The 23,008-nt window shown below is 54.5% G+C and carries 17 protein-coding genes, 2 tRNA genes and 3 rRNA genes; 3 read left to right on the plus strand and 19 right to left on the minus strand.

What is annotated here, in order from left to right; genetic code table 11:
* Positions 1 to 87 precede the first annotated feature (87 nt).
* From birA to pepQ, 11 genes are all read right to left on the minus strand, one after another.
* Positions 88 to 1,050, minus strand: a complete 963-nt coding sequence (gene birA / locus ACQG2G_RS21330; protein WP_013099224.1) for a bifunctional biotin--[acetyl-CoA-carboxylase] ligase/biotin operon repressor BirA — start codon at positions 1,048 to 1,050, stop codon at positions 88 to 90.
* Entirely contained in the window at positions 1,047 to 2,075 is a 1,029-nt protein-coding gene (gene murB, locus ACQG2G_RS21335; RefSeq protein WP_348595955.1) for a UDP-N-acetylmuramate dehydrogenase, read from the minus strand. Before murB ends, birA begins: the two co-directional genes overlap by 4 nt.
* Before the next feature lie 126 nt (positions 2,076 to 2,201).
* Positions 2,202 to 2,317: ribosomal RNA gene (rrf, locus tag ACQG2G_RS21340) — 5S ribosomal RNA — on the minus strand.
* Positions 2,318 to 2,380: 63 nt separating this feature from the next.
* A 23S ribosomal RNA gene (locus tag ACQG2G_RS21345) occupies positions 2,381 to 5,284 on the minus strand.
* Positions 5,285 to 5,454: 170 nt separating this feature from the next.
* Positions 5,455 to 5,530, minus strand: a tRNA-Ala gene (locus ACQG2G_RS21350).
* A gap of 107 nt (positions 5,531 to 5,637) precedes the next feature.
* A tRNA-Ile gene (locus ACQG2G_RS21355) sits at positions 5,638 to 5,714 on the minus strand.
* 69 nt (positions 5,715 to 5,783) lie between these two features.
* Positions 5,784 to 7,323: ribosomal RNA gene (locus ACQG2G_RS21360) — 16S ribosomal RNA — on the minus strand.
* Together the 16S, 23S and 5S rRNA genes with 2 tRNA genes alongside form the textbook arrangement of a ribosomal RNA operon.
* Positions 7,324 to 7,678: 355 nt before the next feature.
* Positions 7,679 to 8,224 carry a menaquinone-dependent protoporphyrinogen IX dehydrogenase gene (gene hemG / locus ACQG2G_RS21365; RefSeq protein WP_048972348.1) on the minus strand — a complete coding sequence of 182 codons (546 nt, stop codon included), beginning with the start codon at positions 8,222 to 8,224 and terminating at the stop codon, positions 7,679 to 7,681.
* 10 nt (positions 8,225 to 8,234) lie between these two features.
* The gene (trkH, locus tag ACQG2G_RS21370; RefSeq protein ID WP_348596042.1) at positions 8,235 to 9,686 is read right to left on the minus strand and encodes a Trk system potassium transporter TrkH; all 1,452 of its coding nucleotides are present in this window, start codon (positions 9,684 to 9,686) and stop codon (positions 8,235 to 8,237) included.
* Positions 9,687 to 9,726: 40 nt separating this feature from the next.
* Positions 9,727 to 10,341, minus strand: coding sequence for an IMPACT family protein (locus ACQG2G_RS21375; protein WP_013099228.1), 615 nt, complete (start codon positions 10,339 to 10,341; stop codon positions 9,727 to 9,729).
* Positions 10,341 to 11,672 carry a Xaa-Pro dipeptidase gene (pepQ, locus tag ACQG2G_RS21380; RefSeq protein ID WP_013099229.1) on the minus strand — a complete coding sequence of 444 codons (1,332 nt, stop codon included), beginning with the start codon at positions 11,670 to 11,672 and terminating at the stop codon, positions 10,341 to 10,343. The genes ACQG2G_RS21375 and pepQ overlap by 1 nt, the downstream gene beginning before the upstream one ends.
* Positions 11,673 to 11,862: 190 nt before the next feature.
* Here pepQ and fadB point away from each other — a divergent pair, with 190 nt between their 5' ends.
* Positions 11,863 to 14,052, plus strand: a complete 2,190-nt coding sequence (fadB, locus tag ACQG2G_RS21385) for a fatty acid oxidation complex subunit alpha FadB (protein WP_013099230.1) — start codon at positions 11,863 to 11,865, stop codon at positions 14,050 to 14,052.
* Between the two features lie 9 nt (positions 14,053 to 14,061).
* Positions 14,062 to 15,225, plus strand: coding sequence for an acetyl-CoA C-acyltransferase FadA (fadA, locus tag ACQG2G_RS21390; protein ID WP_058683730.1), 1,164 nt, complete (start codon positions 14,062 to 14,064; stop codon positions 15,223 to 15,225).
* Between the two features lie 161 nt (positions 15,226 to 15,386).
* On the opposite strand, the gene fre is transcribed toward fadA, so the two are convergent.
* Together fre and ubiD are read right to left on the minus strand one after the other, a co-directional pair.
* The gene (gene fre / locus ACQG2G_RS21395; protein ID WP_013099232.1) at positions 15,387 to 16,088 is read right to left on the minus strand and encodes an NAD(P)H-flavin reductase; all 702 of its coding nucleotides are present in this window, start codon (positions 16,086 to 16,088) and stop codon (positions 15,387 to 15,389) included.
* 30 nt (positions 16,089 to 16,118) lie between these two features.
* Positions 16,119 to 17,621 carry a 4-hydroxy-3-polyprenylbenzoate decarboxylase gene (ubiD, locus tag ACQG2G_RS21400; protein WP_248766913.1) on the minus strand — a complete coding sequence of 501 codons (1,503 nt, stop codon included), beginning with the start codon at positions 17,619 to 17,621 and terminating at the stop codon, positions 16,119 to 16,121.
* Positions 17,622 to 17,794: 173 nt separating this feature from the next.
* Here ubiD and rfaH point away from each other — a divergent pair, with 173 nt between their 5' ends.
* On the plus strand, positions 17,795 to 18,286 hold the full coding sequence (gene rfaH / locus ACQG2G_RS21405; protein WP_013099234.1) for a transcription/translation regulatory transformer protein RfaH: 492 nt from the start codon (positions 17,795 to 17,797) through the stop codon (positions 18,284 to 18,286).
* Here the strand turns inward: rfaH and tatD are convergent.
* The 6 genes from tatD to ubiJ form a co-directional block, all read right to left on the minus strand.
* Positions 18,283 to 19,065: a 3'-5' ssDNA/RNA exonuclease TatD gene (gene tatD / locus ACQG2G_RS21410; protein WP_248766680.1), complete on the minus strand. Its 783-nt coding sequence runs from the start codon at positions 19,063 to 19,065 to the stop codon at positions 18,283 to 18,285. The genes rfaH and tatD overlap by 4 nt on opposite strands.
* Positions 19,066 to 19,106: 41 nt before the next feature.
* Positions 19,107 to 19,877 carry a Sec-independent protein translocase subunit TatC gene (tatC, locus tag ACQG2G_RS21415; protein ID WP_013099236.1) on the minus strand — a complete coding sequence of 257 codons (771 nt, stop codon included), beginning with the start codon at positions 19,875 to 19,877 and terminating at the stop codon, positions 19,107 to 19,109.
* 2 nt (positions 19,878 to 19,879) lie between these two features.
* Positions 19,880 to 20,422: a Sec-independent protein translocase protein TatB gene (gene tatB, locus ACQG2G_RS21420; protein ID WP_248766681.1), complete on the minus strand. Its 543-nt coding sequence runs from the start codon at positions 20,420 to 20,422 to the stop codon at positions 19,880 to 19,882.
* 3 nt (positions 20,423 to 20,425) lie between these two features.
* Positions 20,426 to 20,680, minus strand: coding sequence for a Sec-independent protein translocase subunit TatA (gene tatA, locus ACQG2G_RS21425; RefSeq protein WP_013099238.1), 255 nt, complete (start codon positions 20,678 to 20,680; stop codon positions 20,426 to 20,428).
* 76 nt (positions 20,681 to 20,756) lie between these two features.
* On the minus strand, positions 20,757 to 22,397 hold the full coding sequence (gene ubiB, locus ACQG2G_RS21430) for a ubiquinone biosynthesis regulatory protein kinase UbiB (protein WP_020688734.1): 1,641 nt from the start codon (positions 22,395 to 22,397) through the stop codon (positions 20,757 to 20,759).
* The gene (gene ubiJ, locus ACQG2G_RS21435; RefSeq protein ID WP_029883134.1) at positions 22,394 to 22,999 is read right to left on the minus strand and encodes a ubiquinone biosynthesis protein UbiJ; all 606 of its coding nucleotides are present in this window, start codon (positions 22,997 to 22,999) and stop codon (positions 22,394 to 22,396) included. Before ubiJ ends, ubiB begins: the two co-directional genes overlap by 4 nt.
* Between the last annotated feature and the right edge of the window lie 9 nt (positions 23,000 to 23,008).

Here is a 23,008-nt window from a genome sequence, read left to right on the forward strand (position 1 = left end):
CTTCCCCTCGGGGAGAGGGAATGATTGTTCCGCGAGCCAGACGAGCATTTTCAGGCTCGCGGAATATCCTGTAGTGCGCATACTCATTTATTCAGCGCTGCGCAGGGATATCTCACCGCCCACCCAGGGCTTGATGACGCCATCCTGCTCCAGGAGCAGGGCACCCTGTGCATCAATGCCGCGAGAGATACCGTAGATCTCCTTATCACCAATCAGCAGTTTCACCGGTCGGTTGATAAAGTTATCGAGTTTTTCCCAGCGAGACAGGAACGATGCCAGCCCTTCCTGTTCAAAGAGAGACAGGGAGGTACGCAGCTCTTTAATCATACGCACGGCAAGCGTGTTGCGATCGATGGTGATCCCCGCTTCCTGCAGGTTGGTCCACGCCTGATTCACCACATCGCTTTGCACATTTCTCATTACCATATTGAGACCGGCACCAATGACAATTTGCGCCGCATCGCCAGTTTTTCCCGTCAGTTCGACCAGAATACCGGCAAGCTTACGATCGTTCAGGTAAAGGTCATTTGGCCATTTTACCCGTACTTTATCCGCACCAAGTTCATGCAGAACTTCCGCCATAACGATACCAATCACCAGACTCAGACCCACTGCGGCGGCAGGCCCCTGCTCAAGACGCCAGTACATGGAAAGATAGAGGTTTGCGCCAAACGGCGAGAACCACTTACGCCCGCGACGGCCGCGCCCGGCCTGCTGGTACTCTGCAACGCAGGCATCCCCTGATTCCAGCTCGCCTATCCGCTCCAGCAGGTACTGGTTTGTCGAATCGATGACCGGCAATACGGCCACGTTACCCTGCCCTATCTGGCTGCGGATGAGTTCTTCGTTCAGGAGCTGAATGGGTTCCGGCAAGCTGTAGCCTTTTCCGGGCACGGTGAAGACATCAACCCCCCAGTCGCGGAGGGTCTGAATATGTTTATTAATGGCAGCACGGCTCATGCCCAGCTGCTCACCTAATTGCTCGCCAGAATGAAACTCACCGTCGGCCAGGATGCCAATCAGGGTTAACGGGATGGTATTGTCCTTCACGCGATAGTCTCCACAGCATTCACTTCACCCTTACGACCAATGAAGCGGACTTCCGGCTCCAGCCAGACGTTAAATTTCTCACCCACTTGCTGACGCACATGGTGCGCCAGTTGCACCACGTCGTCGCTGGTCGCATCGTGTTGATTGATCAGCACCAGTGCCTGCTGACGGTGAACCGCTGCGCCGCCCACGGTAGTACCTTTTAACTGGCACTGATCGATAAGCCAACCTGCAGCCAGCTTCACGCTGCCATCCGCCTGCGGGTAATGCGGGGCAGTAGGCCATTTAGCCAGCAATGCTTTCGCGTTTTCGCTGCTTATGACGGGGTTTTTGAAGAAACTGCCGGCATTTCCGTTTATTTTGGGATCGGGCAGTTTGGTCATGCGCATATGGCAAACCGAGTCAAACACATCGCGAGGGGAGACGGTTGCCGGATCGAGGCGCGTTAAATCACCATAGGTCAGCACCGGCTGCCAGGTTTTGGACAGACGCAGGCCCACAGCGACAATGACGTAGCGATCCTGATATTCATGTTTGAAGATGCTGTCACGGTAGCCAAAACGGCACTGCTCTGCCGTTAAACGCTGAGCCGTACCGGTCGCCAGCTCAATGCAGTCGACATAGTCGCACACGTGTTTGAGTTCGATGCCATACGCACCGATATTTTGAATGGGCGATGATCCCGCGCAGCCCGGGATGAGAGCCAGGTTTTCCAGTCCCGGCATCCCTTTTTCGAGGGTATATTGCACCAGTTGATGCCAGTTTTCGCCGGCACCTACGCGCAAACGCCAGCTATCGGCGCACTCTTCGACCTCAATTCCCATGATGCGGTTAATAATGACCGTCCCGGCAAAATCATCGAGAAACAGGACATTGCTGCCTTCGCCCAGAATCAGTACGGGTTCGTTGTTTTCTGTTGCGCGTTGCCATGCATCCAGCAGTTGCTGGGCCGTATCGGCGCGTACAATGTGATTAGCATTCCGTTGAATACCAAAGGTATTCCAGGGCTTAAGGGAGTGGTTCATAGGCGCTATCCTGATGCAAAAACGCAGGTAGTTTACCGTATAAGCAGTACGTTGTGGGGGATTAGTTTGTGCAACGCAGAAACGCAAAAAGGCCATCCTTTCGGATGGCCTCTTCACTTATTTGATGCCTGGCAGTTCCCTACTCTCACATGGGGAGACCCCACACTACCATCGGCGCTACGGCGTTTCACTTCTGAGTTCGGCATGGGGTCAGGTGGGACCACCGCGCTAAAGCCGCCAGGCAAATTCTGTTAATCTGTATCAGGCTGAAAATCGTCTCTTCGCCAAAACACCTTCGGCGTTGTAAGGTTAAGCCTCACGGTTCATTAGTATCGGTTAGCTCAACGCATCGCTGCGCTTACACACCCGACCTATCAACGTCGTCGTCTTCAACGTTCCTTCAGGAGACTTTAAGTCTCAGGGAGAACTCATCTCGGGGCAAGTTTCGTGCTTAGATGCTTTCAGCACTTATCTCTTCCGCATTTAGCTACCGGGCAGTGCCATTGGCATGACAACCCGAACACCAGTGATGCGTCCACTCCGGTCCTCTCGTACTAGGAGCAGCCCCCCTCAATTCTCCAGCGCCCACGGCAGATAGGGACCGAACTGTCTCACGACGTTCTAAACCCAGCTCGCGTACCACTTTAAATGGCGAACAGCCATACCCTTGGGACCTACTTCAGCCCCAGGATGTGATGAGCCGACATCGAGGTGCCAAACACCGCCGTCGATATGAACTCTTGGGCGGTATCAGCCTGTTATCCCCGGAGTACCTTTTATCCGTTGAGCGATGGCCCTTCCATTCAGAACCACCGGATCACTATGACCTGCTTTCGCACCTGCTCGAGCCGTCACTCTCGCAGTCAAGCTAGCTTATGCCATTGCACTAACCTCCTGATGTCCGACCAGGATTAGCTAACCTTCGTGCTCCTCCGTTACTCTTTGGGAGGAGACCGCCCCAGTCAAACTACCCACCAGACACTGTCCGCAACCCGGGTAACGGGTCTACGTTAGAACACCAGCCATTAAAGGGTGGTATTTCAAGGATGGCTCCACGCAGACTGGCGTCCACGCTTCAAAGCCTCCCACCTATCCTACACATCAAGGACCAGTGTTCAGTGTCAAGCTATAGTAAAGGTTCACGGGGTCTTTCCGTCTTGCCGCGGGTACACTGCATCTTCACAGCGAGTTCAATTTCACTGAGTCTCGGGTGGAGACAGCCTGGCCATCATTACGCCATTCGTGCAGGTCGGAACTTACCCGACAAGGAATTTCGCTACCTTAGGACCGTTATAGTTACGGCCGCCGTTTACCGGGGCTTCGATCAAGAGCTTCGCGTTGCCGCTAACCCCATCAATTAACCTTCCGGCACCGGGCAGGCGTCACACCGTATACGTCCACTTTCGTGTTTGCACAGTGCTGTGTTTTTAATAAACAGTTGCAGCCAGCTGGTATCTTCGACTGATTTCAGCTCCACCCGCAGGGGCTTCACCTACATATCAGCGTGCCTTCTCCCGAAGTTACGGCACCATTTTGCCTAGTTCCTTCACCCGAGTTCTCTCAAGCGCCTTGGTATTCTCTACCTGACCACCTGTGTCGGTTTGGGGTACGATTTCGTGTTACCTGATGCTTAGAGGCTTTTCCTGGAAGCAGGGCATTTGTTACTTCAGCACCGTAGTGCCTCGTCATCACACCTCAGCGTTAAAAGGTACCGGATTTACCTGGAACCTCCGCCTACATGCTTAAACCGGGACAACCGTCGCCCGGCTAACATAGCCTTCTCCGTCCCCCCTTCGCAGTAACACCAAGTACAGGAATATTAACCTGTTTCCCATCGACTACGCCTTTCGGCCTCGCCTTAGGGGTCGACTCACCCTGCCCCGATTAACGTTGGACAGGAACCCTTGGTCTTCCGGCGAGCGGGCTTTTCACCCGCTTTATCGTTACTTATGTCAGCATTCGCACTTCTGATACCTCCAGCAACCCTCACAGGCCACCTTCAACGGCTTACAGAACGCTCCCCTACCCAACAACGCATAAGCGTCGCTGCCGCAGCTTCGGTGCATGGTTTAGCCCCGTTACATCTTCCGCGCAGGCCGACTCGACCAGTGAGCTATTACGCTTTCTTTAAATGATGGCTGCTTCTAAGCCAACATCCTGGCTGTCTGTGCCTTCCCACATCGTTTCCCACTTAACCATGACTTTGGGACCTTAGCTGGCGGTCTGGGTTGTTTCCCTCTTCACGACGGACGTTAGCACCCGCCGTGTGTCTCCCGTGATAACATTCTTCGGTATTCGTAGTTTGCATCGGGTTGGTAAGCCGGGATGGCCCCCTAGCCGAAACAGTGCTCTACCCCCGAAGATGAGTTCACGAGGCGCTACCTAAATAGCTTTCGGGGAGAACCAGCTATCTCCCGGTTTGATTGGCCTTTCACCCCCAGCCACAGGTCATCCGCTAATTTTTCAACATTAGTCGGTTCGGTCCTCCAGTTAGTGTTACCCAACCTTCAACCTGCCCATGGCTAGATCACCGGGTTTCGGGTCTATACCCTGCAACTTAACGCCCAGTTAAGACTCGGTTTCCCTTCGGCTCCCCTATACGGTTAACCTTGCTACAGAATATAAGTCGCTGACCCATTATACAAAAGGTACGCAGTCACACCCGAAGGTGCTCCCACTGCTTGTACGTACACGGTTTCAGGTTCTTTTTCACTCCCCTCGCCGGGGTTCTTTTCGCCTTTCCCTCACGGTACTGGTTCACTATCGGTCAGTCAGGAGTATTTAGCCTTGGAGGATGGTCCCCCCATATTCAGACAGGATACCACGTGTCCCGCCCTACTCTTCGAGTTCACAGCCTGTGCATTTTCGTGTACGGGACTATCACCCTGTACCGTGCGACTTTCCAGACGCTTCCACTAACACACAAGCTGATTCAGACTCTGGGCTGCTCCCCGTTCGCTCGCCGCTACTGGGGGAATCTCGGTTGATTTCTTTTCCTCGGGGTACTTAGATGTTTCAGTTCCCCCGGTTCGCCTCGTTAACCTATGTATTCAGTTAACGATAGTGCAACGGATTGCACTGGGTTTCCCCATTCGGACATCGCCGGGTCAAGGGTTCATATCACCTCGCCGGCGCTTTTCGCAGATTAGCACGTCCTTCATCGCCTCTGACTGCCAGGGCATCCACCGTGTACGCTTAGTCGCTTAACCTCACAACCCGAAGATGTTTCACTTCTGATTGCGAAAATTTGAGAGACTCGAACACACATTAACTGTGTGTCGTTTCAATTTTCAGCTTGATCCAGATTTTTAAAGAGCAAAACTTCGCAGTGCACCTTTTCAGGTTCACTCTGAAGTTTTCTTGTGTTCGCAGTAAAAGATGGTGGAGCTATGCGGGATCGAACCGCAGACCTCCTGCGTGCAAAGCAGGCGCTCTCCCAGCTGAGCTATAGCCCCATCGTTTGCAAACCTCTGTACCGGTAATTTTTCCTGAGACAAGGCGTGGTAACGCGACGCATACATCAGTATGTGAGCGTTGCCGCAACGCAGTATCAGGGAAAATTTGGTAGGCCTGAGTGGACTTGAACCACCGACCTCACCCTTATCAGGGGTGCGCTCTAACCACCTGAGCTACAAGCCTGTAGAGGTTTTTACTGCTGTTTTTCATCAGACAATCTGTGTGAGCACTACAAAGGCAGGTTCTTTAAGGTAAGGAGGTGATCCAACCGCAGGTTCCCCTACGGTTACCTTGTTACGACTTCACCCCAGTCATGAATCACAAAGTGGTAAGCGCCCTCCCGAAGGTTAAGCTACCTACTTCTTTTGCAACCCACTCCCATGGTGTGACGGGCGGTGTGTACAAGGCCCGGGAACGTATTCACCGTAGCATTCTGATCTACGATTACTAGCGATTCCGACTTCATGGAGTCGAGTTGCAGACTCCAATCCGGACTACGACGCACTTTATGAGGTCCGCTTGCTCTCGCGAGGTCGCTTCTCTTTGTATGCGCCATTGTAGCACGTGTGTAGCCCTGGTCGTAAGGGCCATGATGACTTGACGTCATCCCCACCTTCCTCCAGTTTATCACTGGCAGTCTCCTTTGAGTTCCCGGCCTAACCGCTGGCAACAAAGGATAAGGGTTGCGCTCGTTGCGGGACTTAACCCAACATTTCACAACACGAGCTGACGACAGCCATGCAGCACCTGTCTCACAGTTCCCGAAGGCACCAATCCATCTCTGGAAAGTTCTGTGGATGTCAAGACCAGGTAAGGTTCTTCGCGTTGCATCGAATTAAACCACATGCTCCACCGCTTGTGCGGGCCCCCGTCAATTCATTTGAGTTTTAACCTTGCGGCCGTACTCCCCAGGCGGTCGATTTAACGCGTTAGCTCCGGAAGCCACGCCTCAAGGGCACAACCTCCAAATCGACATCGTTTACGGCGTGGACTACCAGGGTATCTAATCCTGTTTGCTCCCCACGCTTTCGCACCTGAGCGTCAGTCTTTGTCCAGGGGGCCGCCTTCGCCACCGGTATTCCTCCAGATCTCTACGCATTTCACCGCTACACCTGGAATTCTACCCCCCTCTACAAGACTCCAGCCTGCCAGTTTCGAATGCAGTTCCCAGGTTGAGCCCGGGGATTTCACATCCGACTTGACAGACCGCCTGCGTGCGCTTTACGCCCAGTAATTCCGATTAACGCTTGCACCCTCCGTATTACCGCGGCTGCTGGCACGGAGTTAGCCGGTGCTTCTTCTGCGGGTAACGTCAATTGCTGTGGTTATTAACCACAACACCTTCCTCCCCGCTGAAAGTACTTTACAACCCGAAGGCCTTCTTCATACACGCGGCATGGCTGCATCAGGCTTGCGCCCATTGTGCAATATTCCCCACTGCTGCCTCCCGTAGGAGTCTGGACCGTGTCTCAGTTCCAGTGTGGCTGGTCATCCTCTCAGACCAGCTAGGGATCGTCGCCTAGGTGAGCCGTTACCCCACCTACTAGCTAATCCCATCTGGGCACATCTGATGGCAAGAGGCCCGAAGGTCCCCCTCTTTGGTCTTGCGACGTTATGCGGTATTAGCTACCGTTTCCAGTAGTTATCCCCCTCCATCAGGCAGTTTCCCAGACATTACTCACCCGTCCGCCACTCGTCACCCGAGAGCAAGCTCTCTGTGCTACCGTTCGACTTGCATGTGTTAGGCCTGCCGCCAGCGTTCAATCTGAGCCATGATCAAACTCTTCAATTTAAAAGTTTGATGCTCAATGAATTAAACTTCGTAATGAATTACGTGTTCACTCGTTGAGACTTGGTATTCATTTTTCGTCTTGCGACGTTAAGAATCCATGTCACTTTGAGTGCCCACACAGATTGTCTGATAAATTGTTAAAGAGCAGTGCCGCTTCGTTTTCGCTGCGGCGCGGGGTGTGCATATTACGCTTTCCCGCTTCAGAGTCAAGCGTTTAATTTGCTTTTCTCTGCTGACCCGGCGGCGTGTGTGCCGTTGTTCCGTGTCAGTGGAGGCGCATTATAGGGAGTTATTCTGAAGTGACAAGCACAAAATACAAAAAACTTTTCGTTCGCTCACTTTTCAAACTCCACGCTTAAATACGCCGCGATTCGGGTGATAAATGCGCGATTTCCCGGGCAAAACTGCTCACCTGCGTCCAGTCGGTATAAACCACTTCTTTACGCGTATCGGTTTCACCGCCGGTCATTTTCATAATCAGCCGAATCATAAAGCGGTCATACCAGCGATAGCGGGGGTAACGCAGCGCCCCTGCAAAGACGGCACACACGTCTGGCTGCCACGGCGAATTCAGCAAAAACTTACGCGTGTAGCTGTTGGTCTGCGGTGTACGCTTTTCAGGTTTGCGGGCCACCAGATTGACCGAGTAGAACGCCCCGGGCAGCTTATTGAGCGCTGCCGTATGCTTTTTCACAAAGCGATCCAGCGCAGGATGGAAATGCCCGTAACGGATAGACGCCCCAATCACCACGCGGTCGTAATCCTGCCAGGCGATTTGCTCCGTACGGTTCAGGTTCACCACATCAGAGTAAATGCCCAGCTCTTGTAGTTCAGAAGCCAGATAAGAGGCAATCTCACGCGTTTGCCCGTCTCGCGTAGAGAATAGAATAAGTGTTTTCACCGACGACTCCTTACTCGCGCCAGAATGTTGGGGTGAACAGCACCAGCAGCGTAAAGACCTCAAGACGCCCAAACAGCATATTGGCGATTAGGATCCATTTCGCGACCGGGTTCATACTGGCAAAGTTATCCGCCACGACCCCCAGGCCAGGCCCGAGGTTATTAAGTGTTGCCACAACGGACGCAAAGGCAGAGAAATCATCCACCCCCGTCGCGATGATTGCCAGCATACTGACGATAAAGACCAGGGCATACGCCGAGAAGAATCCCCACACCGCTTCGAGAATACGTTCCGGCAGGGCACGGTTGCCCAGCTTGATGCTATAGACTGCATTTGGGTGAACCAGGCGTTTTAATTCACGGTTCCCCTGCTTGAAGAGCAGCAGAATACGAATCACCTTCAGGCCACCGCCCGTCGACCCGGCGCAACCACCAATAAATGCCGAGCACAGCAGCAGCACAGGCAGGAACAGCGGCCAGCGTGCAATGCTGTCCGTGGTAAAACCTGCGGTTGTCGCCATCGACACCACCTGGAAGAACGCCTGGTTTAGCGTGGTCAGCGCCGAGTTATAGACATCGTGGAACCAGAGCACCAGCGTACAGATGACCACCAGCGTGAGCTGGACGCCAATAAACATACGGAACTCCGGGTCGCGCCAGTACACCTTCAGGCTACGTCCGCTGAGTAATGAGAAGTGTAGACCGTAGTTACAGCCGGAGATCAGCAGGAAAACAGCAATAATGGTGTTGATCGTTGGACTATCAAAGTAGCCCACACTGGCATCGTGGGTAGAGAACCCGCCGATGGCGATTGTCGCGAAGCTGTGCCCGATGGCATCGAACGCGGGCATACCGGCAAACCACAGCGCCAGCGCACAGGCAACGGTCAGTAAAACATAAATCAGCCACAGGGTCTTCGCCGTCTCGGCAATACGCGGGCGCATCTTGTTATCTTTCAGTGGCCCCGGCATTTCTGCCCTGTACAACTGCATGCCCCCGACGCCCAGGATAGGAAGGATGGCCACCGCCAGAACAATGATCCCCATACCACCGAACCATTGCAGCATCTGGCGATAAAAGAGAATGGCGTGGGGTAATGAATCCAGCCCAACCAACGTAGTCGCGCCGGTAGTCGTTAAGCCGGAGAAGGATTCAAAAAAGGCATCCGTGATGCTCAGATTGGGCTGTTCAGAGAAGATAAAGGGCAGCGAACCGACGCTTCCCAGCACCGTCCAGAACAGCACCACAATCAGAAACCCTTCACGTGATTTCAGCTCACCTTTCTGACGACGGTTTGGCCACCACAGCAGCGAGCCAATCGCCAGCGCAACAAAGAAGGTCTGGGTAAATGCCCGCCCCGCGCCGTCCCGGTAGATAAGCGCCACCAGTCCTGGGAGAATCATTGTCCCGGAAAAAAGTATGACCAGCAGTCCAACGATTCGGGTTATGGCACGAAAATGCATCTCTGCCGCTTCCTTTGGTATTCAAAAAGTGAGGTGGGGATTATTCTTCAATCGGCAGCAATTGCAACGAACCGCGACTAAAATCCGCCAGTTTTGCCGAAAAAGCAGCCTGTTCAGCCTGAGGAAGCGCCACGCGCAATTGCACCATTGCCTGGTAATCACTGTGTGCAATCACACCGTTAAACTGTTTAAGCAGCGCTTCGACACCCGATAGCTGGGCGTAGTCGCACAACAAAGTATATTCGGTGAGTGGCGTTTTGCGGGTGGTGACCAACATATTAAGCGCCTGCTGTACGCCCCCGCCATACGCTTTCACCAGCCCACCGGTACCTAATAAAATGCCGCCGTAGTAGCGAACAACCACGGCGGTGATTTCACCCACGCCACTGCCCATGAGCTGGGAAAGCATAGGTTTACCGGCAGTACCCGCCGGTTCACCGTCATCAGAAAAACCCAGCTGCTGCGAATCGTCTGGCGGCCCGGCGACCCACGCCACGCAGTGGTGACGGGCGTCGGGATGCGCAGCGCGGACAGACTCAACAAACGCCTTTGCCGCCTCTACGCCATCGGTGTGTGCCAGCAGCGTAATAAAGCGGCTTTTCTTGATTTCTTCAACAAAGGTGACCGGCTCAGCCGGTATCAGCCAGCTTTCCATCAGGCCAGCTTCAGGTCTCGCGTCATATTCTCGATACCGTTCTCATGAATCACGACGTTATCTTCGATACGAATACCGCCAAACGGCTTCAGCGCGTCAATTTTTTCCCAGTTGAAGTGCTTGCTGAACTGACCTTCGCGCCATGGCGCTAACAGCGATTCGATAAAGTAGATCCCCGGCTCGATGGTCAGCACCATGCGCGGCTCAAGGATACGCGTGCAGCGCAGGTAAGGATATTTAGACGGCGCGGCGAGGTGCGTGCCGGTATCATCCTGCATAAAGCCCGCAACATCATGAACCTGCAGACCCAGCGGGTGGCCGATACCGTGCGGCATAAAGGGTCCGGTCAGATCGTTTTCGACCATCGCCTCTTCGCTCATGTCTTTCACGATCTGGTGTTTACGCAGCAGTTTAGCGATGCGCTGATGGAACTGGATATGGTAATCCACATAGCTGGTTCCGGCTTTCATGGTGCTGATAAGCGCCAGTTGCTCATCGTTAACGTCTTTAATCAGATGCGCAAAATCGGTATCAGCATTGGCCGCCCAGGTACGGGTCAGGTCAGCCGCGTAGCCGTTGTACTCTGCGCCTGCGTCCAGCAGGAAGCTGCGCATCTCAGACGGCACATGGTGATCCAGTTTGGTGTAATGCAGAACAGAGGCATGCTCATTCAGGGCGACGATGTTGCTGTACGGCACATCGGTGTCACGGTGACCGGTCGCGGTGAGGTACGCCTGATTGATATCGAACTCGCTCATACCGGACTGGAAGGCTTCATGCGCTGCACGGTGACCATTCACCGCCGTTTTTTGCGCTTCACGCATGCAGTAAAGTTCGTAGTCGGTTTTATACGCGCGGTAATAGTGCAGGAAATCCAGCACCCCTTTCGGGTTGAGTTTGTCTGCCGGGATATCCAGACCCAGCGCACGCTCCGGGACCGGGCCAATGTAGGCAATATTGCCACGCGCGGCAGGCAACTGGCTGCCAATACCGTCGGCTTTTGGTAAAGCCATGACGTCCACTTCTTCTGTCCAGAAGCTGGTCGGCAGCGGCTCAACGTTGTGCCAGTAATCCACAGGCAGATAGAACCACAGTTTCGGCTTGTTCACGCCATCCACCAGCAACCAGCAATTTGGCACCTGTGTTACCGGCACCCAGGCTTTAAACTGCGGGTTAACCTTAAACGGATACGCATGGTCATCCAGGAAGGTATTCATCAGCTCGCCCGAGTGGATTAACAGCGCATCCAGCTTAAAGCGGGCAAGTACATCACGGGTACGTTCCTGTAGGGTAACGATATGATTTTTATAAAGCGAAGCCAGTGAGTCCATCATTCTTCCTTTCGTTTTTTTGACCTCAAGTCCTCGCATCTTAGCACACCTGTCTCCGGCTGCGTGATTTCCACCGACCGTGATCAATGCAGCAATTTCTTAATGAGTAATTTGCATTTTATTAACATAAATCCCACACTCCGACTCATCTGGTATGACCAGATCCACTTGCTGGATTCAGGAGACTGACATGCTCTACAAAGGCGACACCCTGTACCTCAACTGGCTGGAAGATGGCATTGCCGAACTGGTGTTCGATGCCCCCGGCTCAGTCAACAAGCTCGATACCGCGACGGTGGCCAGTCTTGGCCAGGCGCTGGATGTACTTGAAAAACAAACTGATTTAAAGGGTCTGCTGCTGCGCTCGAACAAAGCGGCCTTTATTGTTGGTGCCGATATCACCGAATTTCTTTCACTGTTCCTGGTGCCTGAAGAACAGCTGAGCCAGTGGCTGCACTTTGCCAACAGCGTCTTTAATCGTCTGGAAGATCTGCCTGTCCCGACCCTTTCCGCCGTTAACGGCTACGCGCTGGGCGGCGGCTGCGAATGCGTGCTGGCCACCGACTACCGCCTCGCCACGCCGGATCTGCGCATCGGCCTGCCGGAAACCAAACTGGGCATTATGCCGGGCTTTGGCGGCTCCGTACGTATGCCGCGCATGCTGGGTGCCGACAGCGCGCTGGAAATTATTGCCGCAGGTAAAGATGTTGGCGCAGAGCAGGCGCAAAAAATCGGCCTGGTTGATGGCGTCGTGAAGCCAGAAAAACTGATTGAAGGCTCCCTCGCCATTCTGCGTCAGGCCATTAACGGCGATCTCGACTGGAAGGCCAAACGCCAGCCGAAACTGGAGCCGTTAAAGCTCAGCAAGATTGAAGCAGCCATGAGTTTCACCATCGCCAAGGGCATGGTGATGCAGACGGCGGGTAAACACTACCCGGCGCCGATCACGGCGGTGAAAACCATCGAAGCCGCAGCCCGCTTTGGCCGTGACGAAGCCCTGAAACTCGAAAACCAGAGCTTTGTCCCGTTGGCACATACCAATGAAGCCCGCGCGCTGGTGGGTATCTTCCTCAACGATCAGTTCGTGAAAGGCAAAGCAAAACAGCTGACGAAAAACGTTGAGACGCCAAAACATGCGGCGGTACTTGGCGCTGGCATTATGGGCGGTGGCATCGCTTACCAGTCCGCCTGGAAGGGCGTGCCGGTGGTGATGAAAGACATCAGCGAGAAATCCCTGACGCTGGGGATGACCGAAGCGGCCAAGCTGCTCAATAAACAGCTGGAACGCGGCAAAATTGACGGTCTGAAACTCTCAGGCGTGATCTCTACTATCCAGCCCGTACTGGAATACACCGGTTTTGACCGCGTCGATGTGGTGGTTGAGGCCGTGGTAGAGAACCCGAAAGTGAAGAAAGCGGTGCTGGCCGAAACGGAAGAGAAAGTGCGTCCGGAGACCGTACTGGCCTCTAACACCTCGACGATTCCGATTAGCGAGCTGGCAAGCGTCCTGAAGCGCCCGGAAAACTTCTGCGGAATGCATTTCTTCAATCCGGTGCATCGCATGCCACTGGTCGAAGTGATCCGCGGCGAAAAAACCTCTGACGACACCATCGCAAAAGTGGTGGCGTGGGCCAGTAAGATGGGCAAAACCCCGATTGTGGTCAACGACTGCCCGGGCTTCTTCGTCAACCGCGTACTGTTCCCTTACTTCGCTGGTTTCAGCCAGCTGCTGCGCGACGGCGCGGACTTCCGGAAAGTCGACAAAGTGATGGAAAAACAGTTCGGCTGGCCGATGGGGCCGGCGTATCTGCTGGATGTGGTTGGCATTGATACCGCGCATCACGCGCAAGCGGTTATGGCGGCGGGCTTCCCACAGCGCATGCAGAAAGATTATCGCGATGCGATTGACGCCCTGTTTGACGCCAACCGCTTTGGTCAGAAAAACGGTCTGGGCTTCTGGCGCTATAAAGAAGACAGCAAAGGCAAACCGAAGAAAGAAGAAGATCCGGCGGTGGATAGCCTGCTGGCCGGGGTTAGCCAGCCAAAACGTGACTTCACGGACGATGAAATCATCGCCCGGATGATGATTCCGATGATCAACGAAGTGGTGCGTTGCCTGGAAGAAGGCATTATCGCCAGTCCGGCAGAAGCCGATATGGCGCTGGTCTATGGCCTGGGCTTCCCTCCGTTCCACGGCGGCGCGTTCCGCTGGCTGGATACACTCGGCAGCGCCCGCTATCTCGATATGGTGCAGCAGTATCAGCACCTCGGCCCGCTGTATGACGTGCCGGAAGGGCTGCGTAATAAAGCGCGCCATAACGAATCCTATTACCCAGCAGTTGAGCCAGCCCGTCCGGTTGGCGAGCTGAAAACGGCTTAAGGAGTCACAATGGAAAAGGTTGTCATTGTTGATGCGATTCGCACCCCGATGGGCCGTTCAAAAGGCGGCGCATTCCGTAACGTGCGTGCAGAGGATCTCTCAGCGCACCTGATGCGTAGCCTGCTGGCGCGTAATCCGGTGCTGGACCCGGCTGCGCTCGACGATATCTACTGGGGCTGTGTGCAACAGACGCTTGAGCAGGGCTTCAACATCGCCCGCAATGCTTCGCTGCTGGCGGAGATCCCACATTCGGTGCCGGCAGTTACCGTCAACCGTCTGTGCGGCTCCTCAATGCAGGCACTGCATGATGCGGCGCGTATGATCATGACCGGTGACGCGCAGGCCTGCCTGGTCGGCGGCGTGGAGCACATGGGCCATGTGCCAATGAGCCACGGGGTCGATTTCCACCCGGGCATGAGCCGTAACGTGGCGAAAGCCGCAGGAATGATGGGCCTGACCGCTGAAATGCTGTCCCGCCTGCACGGAATTAGCCGTGAAATGCAGGATACCTTCGCCGCGCGTTCTCATGCTCGTGCATGGGCCGCCACGCAATCCGGCGCGTTTAAGAATGAGATCATCCCGACCGGCGGCCATGATGCTGATGGCGTTCTGAAGCAGTTCAGCTACGACGAAGTGATCCGCCCGGAAACCACTGTTGAAGCGCTATCCACCCTGCGCCCGGCGTTTGACCCGGTCACCGGTACGGTCACGGCAGGTACCTCGTCGGCGCTGTCTGACGGAGCGGCCGCGATGCTGGTAATGAGCGAAAGCCGCGCCCGCGAGCTGGGGTTAACGCCTCGCGCCCGGGTGCGCTCAATGGCGGTGGTAGGCTGCGATCCTTCTATCATGGGTTACGGCCCGGTTCCGGCCTCGAAGCTGGCGCTGAAGAAAGCGGGATTGACCACCAGTGATATCGACGTGTTCGAGATGAACGAAGCCTTCGCCGCGCAGATCCTGCCGTGCATTAAAGATCTGGGGCTGATGGAGCAGATCGACGAGAAAATTAACCTCAACGGCGGCGCGATCGCCCTCGGTCACCCGCTGGGCTGCTCCGGGGCGCGTATCAGCACAACGCTGATTAACCTGATGGAACGCAAAGACGCGCAGTTTGGTCTGGCAACGATGTGTATTGGGTTGGGTCAGGGTATCGCAACGGTGTTTGAGAGAGTGTAAGACTATAACGTAGGCCCGATAAGCATCGCGCCATCGGGCTTTTGCCGGGAGGTGTTGCGCTTTCCCGGCCTACGAGAGGTACCTCGCCGCAAGTGACGCCATTTGCGAAGAGAGACAGTTTAGTTGCCGTTCTTCCCGCCTGTCAGGGGCGGGTTTTTTATTTAGATAAACGCAAAAGCATCGCCAAACAGACGATCTTCACGCGCATCACGTTCGTTACAGAACAGGTCACGGGCAATTTTCGCCATCTCAAAGCGGCCAGCGATATAGATATCGTGCCCTGCCAGCGTGCCATGATCCTGCAGTACCGCCGTTAGCACTGTGCCGCTACGCCCACGCCAGCCCTCTTCCGGCTGCTCAACCACCGGTTCAACACGCAGGTTGGGATGGTTAACGCTCAGCGCTTCAAGCTCAGAGAGATCGTAGAGATGTTTCTCTTCGCGGCCACCCCAGTAGATAGTGATATCACGGTTCGGGTTACGCGCCAGGGCCGTCAACAGAATAGAGCGCACGTAGGAGAAGCCTGTTCCACCGGCAATCAGGATCAGCGGACGGTCTTCATCGTCACGCAGCCATGCATCACCGTGGGGAATATCCACCACGATCTCGCGCTCTTTAAGAATGCGGTCCATGACGGCCATTGCATACAGGTTAAGCTCTGACGCACCAATATGAAGCTCAATAAATTCCTGCTCCGCTGGCGTTGAGGCCATAGAGAAAGGACGCTTATCACGTTCATCCATCACGACCATCAGGTACTGACCAGCACGGAAAGAGAATGCCGCTTCAGGCACTAAACGGACGCGATATACGGTGTCGGTGATAGCATCTACCGAGGTCACTTTACAGCTTAAGGTTGTCATTCGCTCTCTCTGTCGGGAAGTCTATAGGGCTTAACGGTCAGCCTGCGGTTTACCGTTATTCATTATGGCCAGTTCGTCCCAGATCGCGTCAATTCGCGCGGTCACAGCAGGATCTTTCTTGATCGGGCGACCCCATTCACGGTCGGTTTCGCCAGGCCATTTATTTGTGGCATCCAGTCCCATTTTTGAGCCAAGACCGGAGACCGGCGAGGCAAAATCCAGATAATCTATCGGCGTGTTTTCCACTAACACCGTATCGCGCGCCGGATCCATTCGCGTGGTAATGGCCCAGATAACATCATTCCAGTCGCGGGCGTTAACGTCATCATCGCAGACAATCACAAATTTGGTATACATAAACTGGCGCAGGAAAGACCATACGCCCATCATCACGCGTTTAGCGTGACCAGGATACTGCTTCTTCATTGTGACCACCGCCAGGCGATACGAGCATCCTTCCGGCGGCAGATAGAAATCAACAATTTCCGGGAACTGCTTTTGCAGGATCGGCACAAACACTTCATTCAGCGCCACACCCAGTACTGCAGGTTCATCCGGTGGACGTCCGGTATAGGTGGAGTGATAAATCGCATCTTCACGCTGGGTAATGTGCGTGACGGTAAACACCGGGAAGTTATCCACTTCGTTATAATAGCCCGTATGGTCACCGTACGGGCCTTCGGGTGCCAGCTCGCCCTGTTCAATGTAACCTTCCAGGACAATCTCTGCACTCGCGGGCACTTCGAGGTCGTTAGAGATACACTTCACGACTTCCGTTTTGGTGCCACGCAGCAGTCCTGCAAAGGCATATTCAGAGAGTGTATCCGGCACTGGCGTTACCGCGCCCAGAATGGTGGCGGGGTCGGCCCCTAACGCAACTGAGACCGGAAAACGCTCGCCCGGGTGTGCAGCGCACCACTCCTGGAAATCCAGCGCGCCGCCGCGATGCGACAGCCAGCGCATGATGAGCTTATTCTTGCCAATCAGCTGCTGGCGGTAAATACCCAGATTTTGACGCTCTTTATGCGGCCCGCGTGTGACGGTGAGCCCCCAGGTAATGAGTGGCGCGGCATCTTCAGGCCAGCACTGCATGATCGGGATTTTGGTCAGATCTACCGCATCCCCTTCCAGCACATTCTGCTGGCACGGCGCGCCGCGCAGACGTTTGGTTGGCATGTTCAGCACCTGCTTAAACTGCGGCAGCTTGTCGAACAGATCGCGGAAGCCTTTCGGTGGCTCCGGCTCTTTCAGAAACGCCAGCAGTTTACCCACTTCACGTAACGCTGTGACGTCCTCCTGGCCCATGCCCAACGCCACACGGCGAGGGGTTCCAAACAGGTTGCACAGCACCGGCATTGAATAACCCTTCGGGTTTTCAAACAGAAGCGCCGGGCCACCGGCACGCAGGGTGCGGTCAGCAATTTCTGTCATTTCCAGATAAGGATCGACAGGAAGCGTAATGCGTTTGAGTTCGCCCTGCTTTTCCAGCAGCGTCAGGAAGTCGCGGAGATCGTGGTATTTCATGCAGTTAATCATGGCCTCTCTGTAAGCGCTTCATTATACGGCGTAAGCCTGCGTGATGCTGTAATTTTGTTAAATTAGCGTGAACTTCTGCATCCTGTTCCCTTTTCGGCCATTATAATCAACTTAGCGATCCCGCCAGGGTTTTGATATGCTTGCGCCCGAAACTAAGGGAAAGAGTGATTATGCAGGCCTGGTATTTACTGTATTGCAAACGCGGGCAACTTCAGCGCGCGCAGGAACATTTAGAACGTCAGTCTGTAAATTGCCTGACACCCGTGATCACGCTTGAAAAAATGCAGCGCGGGAAGCGCACAACAGTCAGTGAGCCGCTATTTCCGAACTATTTGTTCGTGGAATTCGACCCGGAAGTGATCCACACCACCACCATCAGCGCCACGCGCGGCGTCAGCCATTTTGTTCGTTTTGGTGCGCACCCGGCAACGGTGCCGTCGACGGTGATCCATCAGCTTTCGGTTTATCAACAACCTGAAGATATTACCGACCCGGAAACCCCGTACGCGGGAGACAGTGTCGTCATCACCGAAGGTGCCTTCGAAGGCCTGCAGGCGATTTTCGCCGAGCCGGACGGTGAAGCACGCTCCATGTTATTGCTCAATCTGCTTAATAAGCAGGTGCTACAAAGCGTGAAAAACACCGACTTCCGCAAAGTTTAAAAATCAATGCCAAACAGGCGACGCACGTTGTCATCCGTCTGCGTAGATAACCCGTGCGGATCCTCTCCGCGCCACTGCGCCACGCTCGTGACAATATGCCCCAGCCATGCCGGTTCGTTACGTCGCGATGCCGGTTTTGGTTTGATATCACGCGGCAATAAATAAGGCGCGTCGGTTTCGAGGAGCAACCGGTCGGCCGGGATCACCGGCAATAGTTCGCGAAGCTCCAGCCCGCGGCGCTCATCGCACACCCAGCCGGTAATACCCAAATAAAGCCCACGATCCAGACAGTCCAGCGCCTCCTGACGTGAACCGGTAAAACAGTGCAGCACCGCGCCTGGCAGTTTATCCAGCCAGGGATCCAGCAGCGCGAGGAAGCGCTCATGCGCATCGCGACAGTGCATAAACACCGGCATTTCAAGCTCGGCCGCCAGGGCAAGTTGCGCCGTAAACGCTTTTTCCTGCTCGGCAGGGGTGGAAAAATTGCGGTTGAAATCGAGCCCACATTCCCCGATAGCCACCACTTCGGGTTTTTTCGCCAGCCTGTGAATGATTTGAGCGCTCTCCGACGTCCACTGGCTGCTGTCATGAGGATGCACGCCCGCGGTAGACCAGCAACGGTCGTAGCGTTGGGCCAGCTGTTGCGCCTGCTCGCTTTCATGCAGGTTGGTGCCTGTCAGCAACAATCCTTTTACGCCAGCGGCAAACGCGCGCGCCACGACGTCGTCGCGATCTTTCGCAAACTGTGAACTGGTCAGGTTAAGTCCAATATCAAACATGCAATTCCCCATATGACAACCGCCCTGACGGGCGGCTGGTTTTACTCTTCAGTGCTCTTTTCAGAGACGTCGTCTTCGTCCTCTGATCGACGCCCTTTCCCCACATAGAAACGTGAGAAGAAGACGCCTACCTCAAACAGACAGTACATCGGTATGGCCAGCAGCGTTTGCGAGAAGACATCGGGCGGCGTCAGCAGCATGCCGACCACAAATGCGCCGACCAGAATATACGGACGCTTTTTACGCAGGTCTTCTGGTGTGGTTACACCCACCCAGCAAAGCAGCACAATCGCAACCGGCACTTCGAACGCCACGCCGAATGCCATAAACAGCGCCATCACAAAGCTGAGGTAGCTGGCAATATCGGTCGACACCTGTACCCCTTCCGGCGCGGTATGCGTCAGGAAGCCAAAGGCCAGCGGGAAGACAACGAAATAGGCAAACGCCATGCCGATATAGAACAGCAGCGAGCTGGAAACCAGCAGCGGGATCACCAGTTTGCGTTCATGCTTATACAGAGCGGGCGCCACAAACGCCCAGATCTGATACAGCAGGATGGGTGCAGAAGCGATCAACGATACCCAGAACGTGAGCTTAATGGGCGTAAAGAACGGCGAAGCAACGTCCGTCGCGATCATCGTTGCGCCCAGCGGCATCTGCTTTATCAGCGGCGCGGAGACAACCTGGTAGATGTCATTGGCGAAATAAACCAGGCATAAGAAAATAACGAAAACCGCAATAATGCAGTTTAACAGACGCTTACGCAGCTCAATGAGGTGCGTAATGAGCGGTTGAGTATCATCTACTGCCATGTTTACGCTTTATCACTCGACGAGGGGGATGATTCGGTAACAGGCGCGGCGGGCTTTGCTTCAGCCGCGTTGACCATAGGGTCTTCCGGCTGCGCCTGTTTTTTCAGTTCAGGTTCCTGCGGCGTATGTTCAGGCGCGGTGGCCTGATGCTCCGCGCTGGCAGGCGTTACGCCCTCGCGCTGCGCTTCACTATTTTTCACCACCGGGTTATGGATGGTGTTCGCTTCATCGCTCGCTTTTTCAGGATCGTTAACGCTGTACGAGCGCTTCATGGATTCTGCCGCTTCGCGCAGTTCATCCATGGAGGCTTTCAGTTCCGGCGTCAGGTTATCCATGCTCGCCTTCTCAACCTTTTTCAGGCTTTCCTGAAACTCCTGCAGCTTAAGTTCCTGCGCCAGCTCGTTCTGTACGGTGGATGCCAGCGAACGAAGCGCACGCACCCACCCCATAACCGTTTTTACTGCAACGGGTAAACGCTGTGGCCCCAGCACGATGAGGCCAATCACAAAGACCAGCAGCAGCTCACTAAAACCAATGTCGAACACGACTTACACCTGCTCTTTATCGTGGCGTTTAGCGTCTTCCTTTTTGGCATCTTCTTGCTTGTCGGAGATGGATTTAGCAGTAAAGTCAGCGTCCTGGCTGGTTTTATCCTGCTTGCTCTCATCATCGCTCATTGCTTTCTTGAAGCCTTTGATAGACGCGCCCAGATCGGAACCGATAGAACCGAGCTTTTTGGTGCCAAACAGCAGCACGACGATGACGGCAATAATGACTAATTGCCAGATACTGATACCACCCATACATATTCCTCAGAGATAGATGATTAATTAGTCAGACCGCATTATACGTATGCGACCTGGTGATAGCGATGCCTGTTCAGCGCGTCTTTCTCCAGCCAACGAACCAGACCACTATTCCGGCAGCCATTAGCCAGGCGGGCATCATCTGCCAGTCCGGACGGTTGATTAACAACAACGTACCACTGAGCAGCAGGGTTGCGCCAATGCCAAACAGATAGCGAGACTGGCCCTGGCGTACGCGGTTCGACTGAAGCTCGTGGGCGATTTTATCCATGCTGAGCTGAAGGTTCTTGCTCTGACGCAAACTGTCATACACCAGTTCAGGAAGTTCCGGCATTTTTTCAACCCAGAACGGGGCTTTCTCTTTGAAAGCTCGTACCAGAGCCGGAATGCCAACCTGATCCTTAATCCAGGATTCCAGGAACGGTTTCGCGGTCTTCCACAAGTCTAACTGAGGATAGAGCTGTCGACCTACACCTTCAACGTAAAGTAATGTTTTCTGAAGTAAAACAAGCTGTGGCTGCACTTCCATATTGAAGCGGCGAGCGGTGTTAAACAGATTCAGCAACACGTGACCGAACGAGATTTCTGCCAGCGGTTTTTCAAAAATCGGTTCACAGACGGTACGGATGGCAAACTCGAACTCTTCGACATTGGTGTCCGGCGGAACCCAACCTGAGTCAACGTGCAGTTCAGCCACTTTACGGTAGTCGCGATTAAAGAAGGCGATAAAATTCTCCGCCAGATAACGCTTATCTTCTTTATTGAGCGAGCCGACAATACCGCAATCAATGCCGATATATTGCGGGTCGTCCGGATGCTCATAGCTCACAAAGATATTGCCCGGATGCATGTCTGCGTGGAAAAAGCTGTCGCGGAAGACCTGAGTAAAGAAGACCTGTACGCCACGTTCGGCCAGCAGCTTCATGTTCGTTCCCTGTTTCTCCAGGGCCACGACGTCCGAGACGGGAATACCGTAAATACGTTCCATGACCATCATGTTCTGGCTGCAGTAGTCAGAATAGACTTCAGGAACATACAGCATCGGGCTGTTTTCAAAATTGCGCCGCAACTGAATGGCGTTTGCCGATTCGCGCAGCAGGTTTAGTTCATCGATCAGCGTTTTTTCATATTCCCGTACCACTTCCAGCGGGCGCAGGCGGCGTCCGTCAGGGAGCAGACGCGGAACCCAGCGCGCCAAACGATAGATAAGCTTCATGTCCGCTTTGATGATCGGCAGAATATCCGGGCGGATAACTTTGATAACGACTTCTTTGCCATTCTCTTTCAGACGCGCGGTATGCACCTGGGCAATGGAGGCAGAAGCCAGCGGCTGAATGTCGAAATCGTCGAACCAGGTCTCAACAGGAATATTGCCCATCGCCTCTTCGATCTGTTTTTTCGCGCGCACGCCGTCAAACGGGGCCACGCGATCCTGCAGCAGTGCCAGCTGATCGGCAATCTGAGGCGGGAAAAGATCGCGACGGGTCGAGAGCATTTGGCCGAACTTAATCCATACCGGGCCCAGCTCCTGTAGCGCCAGACGCAGGCGTTCACCCAGCGGCTGTCCTTTGTGGCGATTAGGCATCCAGAACAACATCCGCCGCCAGATACGAAGCGGCAGCGTGATACGCATTTTGGGGATAAGCTCGTCGAGCCCGTAACTCAAAAAGGTGTGGACGATAAAATAGAGGCGCCGAATTTCACCAGGCGTCATTTGCCCTCCAGTTTTTCCAGCCGTTTGGTTAACGCATCAACCGCACGTTCAACAGCCGCAGTCTCTTCCGCGAACCAGGCCACTTCCAGCGGTCCAGGGGCCATACGCCACTCTTCAGTCAGCACTTCTGCCGCATAGCGCTGCTGACGTTGCAGGCTTTTACGCAGGAAGGCGGTACCACCATGCAGGGCTTTGCCGATCCCTTCCGCTGCAATGTCGCCAATAAACGGGGCAAGCAGTTCCGCCGGGTCAAACTCGGCTAAATCGCTGAGCGCAACGAAATTTTGTACGACCTGAATGTCGCCTTCCACTTCCAGCTCACCGCTGCGGATCAGCGCCGTCAGCTGCTGACGGTCACGCAGTTTTGGCAGCACGCTCATGCGCGTGATGACAGAGCAATCGGCGTCTCCTTCCCACTCCCCCAGAACATCAAGCTGGCGTTCGCTGAAGACCAGCACAAGCGGCGTCGAGAACTCTTTTAAAACGATCCGCAATACCTTCCCGTTAAGTCGCTGCCGCGCGGCTTTTAGCGCTGGCGCACGATAGAGAAAGGCATTCAGTACATTTTCGATGCCTGCGGTGACTAAGGGTTTAAAGGGCACAGGACACCT

The sequence above is a fragment of the Enterobacter cloacae complex sp. 382A5 genome (assembly GCF_050031095.1).
Classification (GTDB): domain Bacteria; phylum Pseudomonadota; class Gammaproteobacteria; order Enterobacterales; family Enterobacteriaceae; genus Enterobacter; species Enterobacter cloacae.

Bases quoted from the DNA above. Each gene is read 5' to 3' on its own strand.
- murB (WP_348595955.1), bottom strand. From the start codon at position 2,075: ATGAACCACTCCCTTAAGCCCTGGAATACCTTTGGTATTCAACGGAAT.
- trkH (WP_348596042.1), bottom strand. From the start codon at position 9,686: ATGCATTTTCGTGCCATAACCCGAATCGTTGGACTGCTGGTCATACTT.
- ACQG2G_RS21375 (WP_013099228.1), bottom strand. From the start codon at position 10,341: ATGGAAAGCTGGCTGATACCGGCTGAGCCGGTCACCTTTGTTGAAGAA.
- pepQ (WP_013099229.1), bottom strand. From the start codon at position 11,672: ATGGACTCACTGGCTTCGCTTTATAAAAATCATATCGTTACCCTACAG.
- fadB (WP_013099230.1), top strand. From the start codon at position 11,863: ATGCTCTACAAAGGCGACACCCTGTACCTCAACTGGCTGGAAGATGGC.
- fadA (WP_058683730.1), top strand. From the start codon at position 14,062: ATGGAAAAGGTTGTCATTGTTGATGCGATTCGCACCCCGATGGGCCGT.
- fre (WP_013099232.1), bottom strand. From the start codon at position 16,088: ATGACAACCTTAAGCTGTAAAGTGACCTCGGTAGATGCTATCACCGAC.
- rfaH (WP_013099234.1), top strand. From the start codon at position 17,795: ATGCAGGCCTGGTATTTACTGTATTGCAAACGCGGGCAACTTCAGCGC.
- tatD (WP_248766680.1), bottom strand. From the start codon at position 19,065: ATGTTTGATATTGGACTTAACCTGACCAGTTCACAGTTTGCGAAAGAT.
- tatC (WP_013099236.1), bottom strand. From the start codon at position 19,877: ATGGCAGTAGATGATACTCAACCGCTCATTACGCACCTCATTGAGCTG.
- tatA (WP_013099238.1), bottom strand. From the start codon at position 20,680: ATGGGTGGTATCAGTATCTGGCAATTAGTCATTATTGCCGTCATCGTC.
- ubiB (WP_020688734.1), bottom strand. From the start codon at position 22,397: ATGACGCCTGGTGAAATTCGGCGCCTCTATTTTATCGTCCACACCTTT.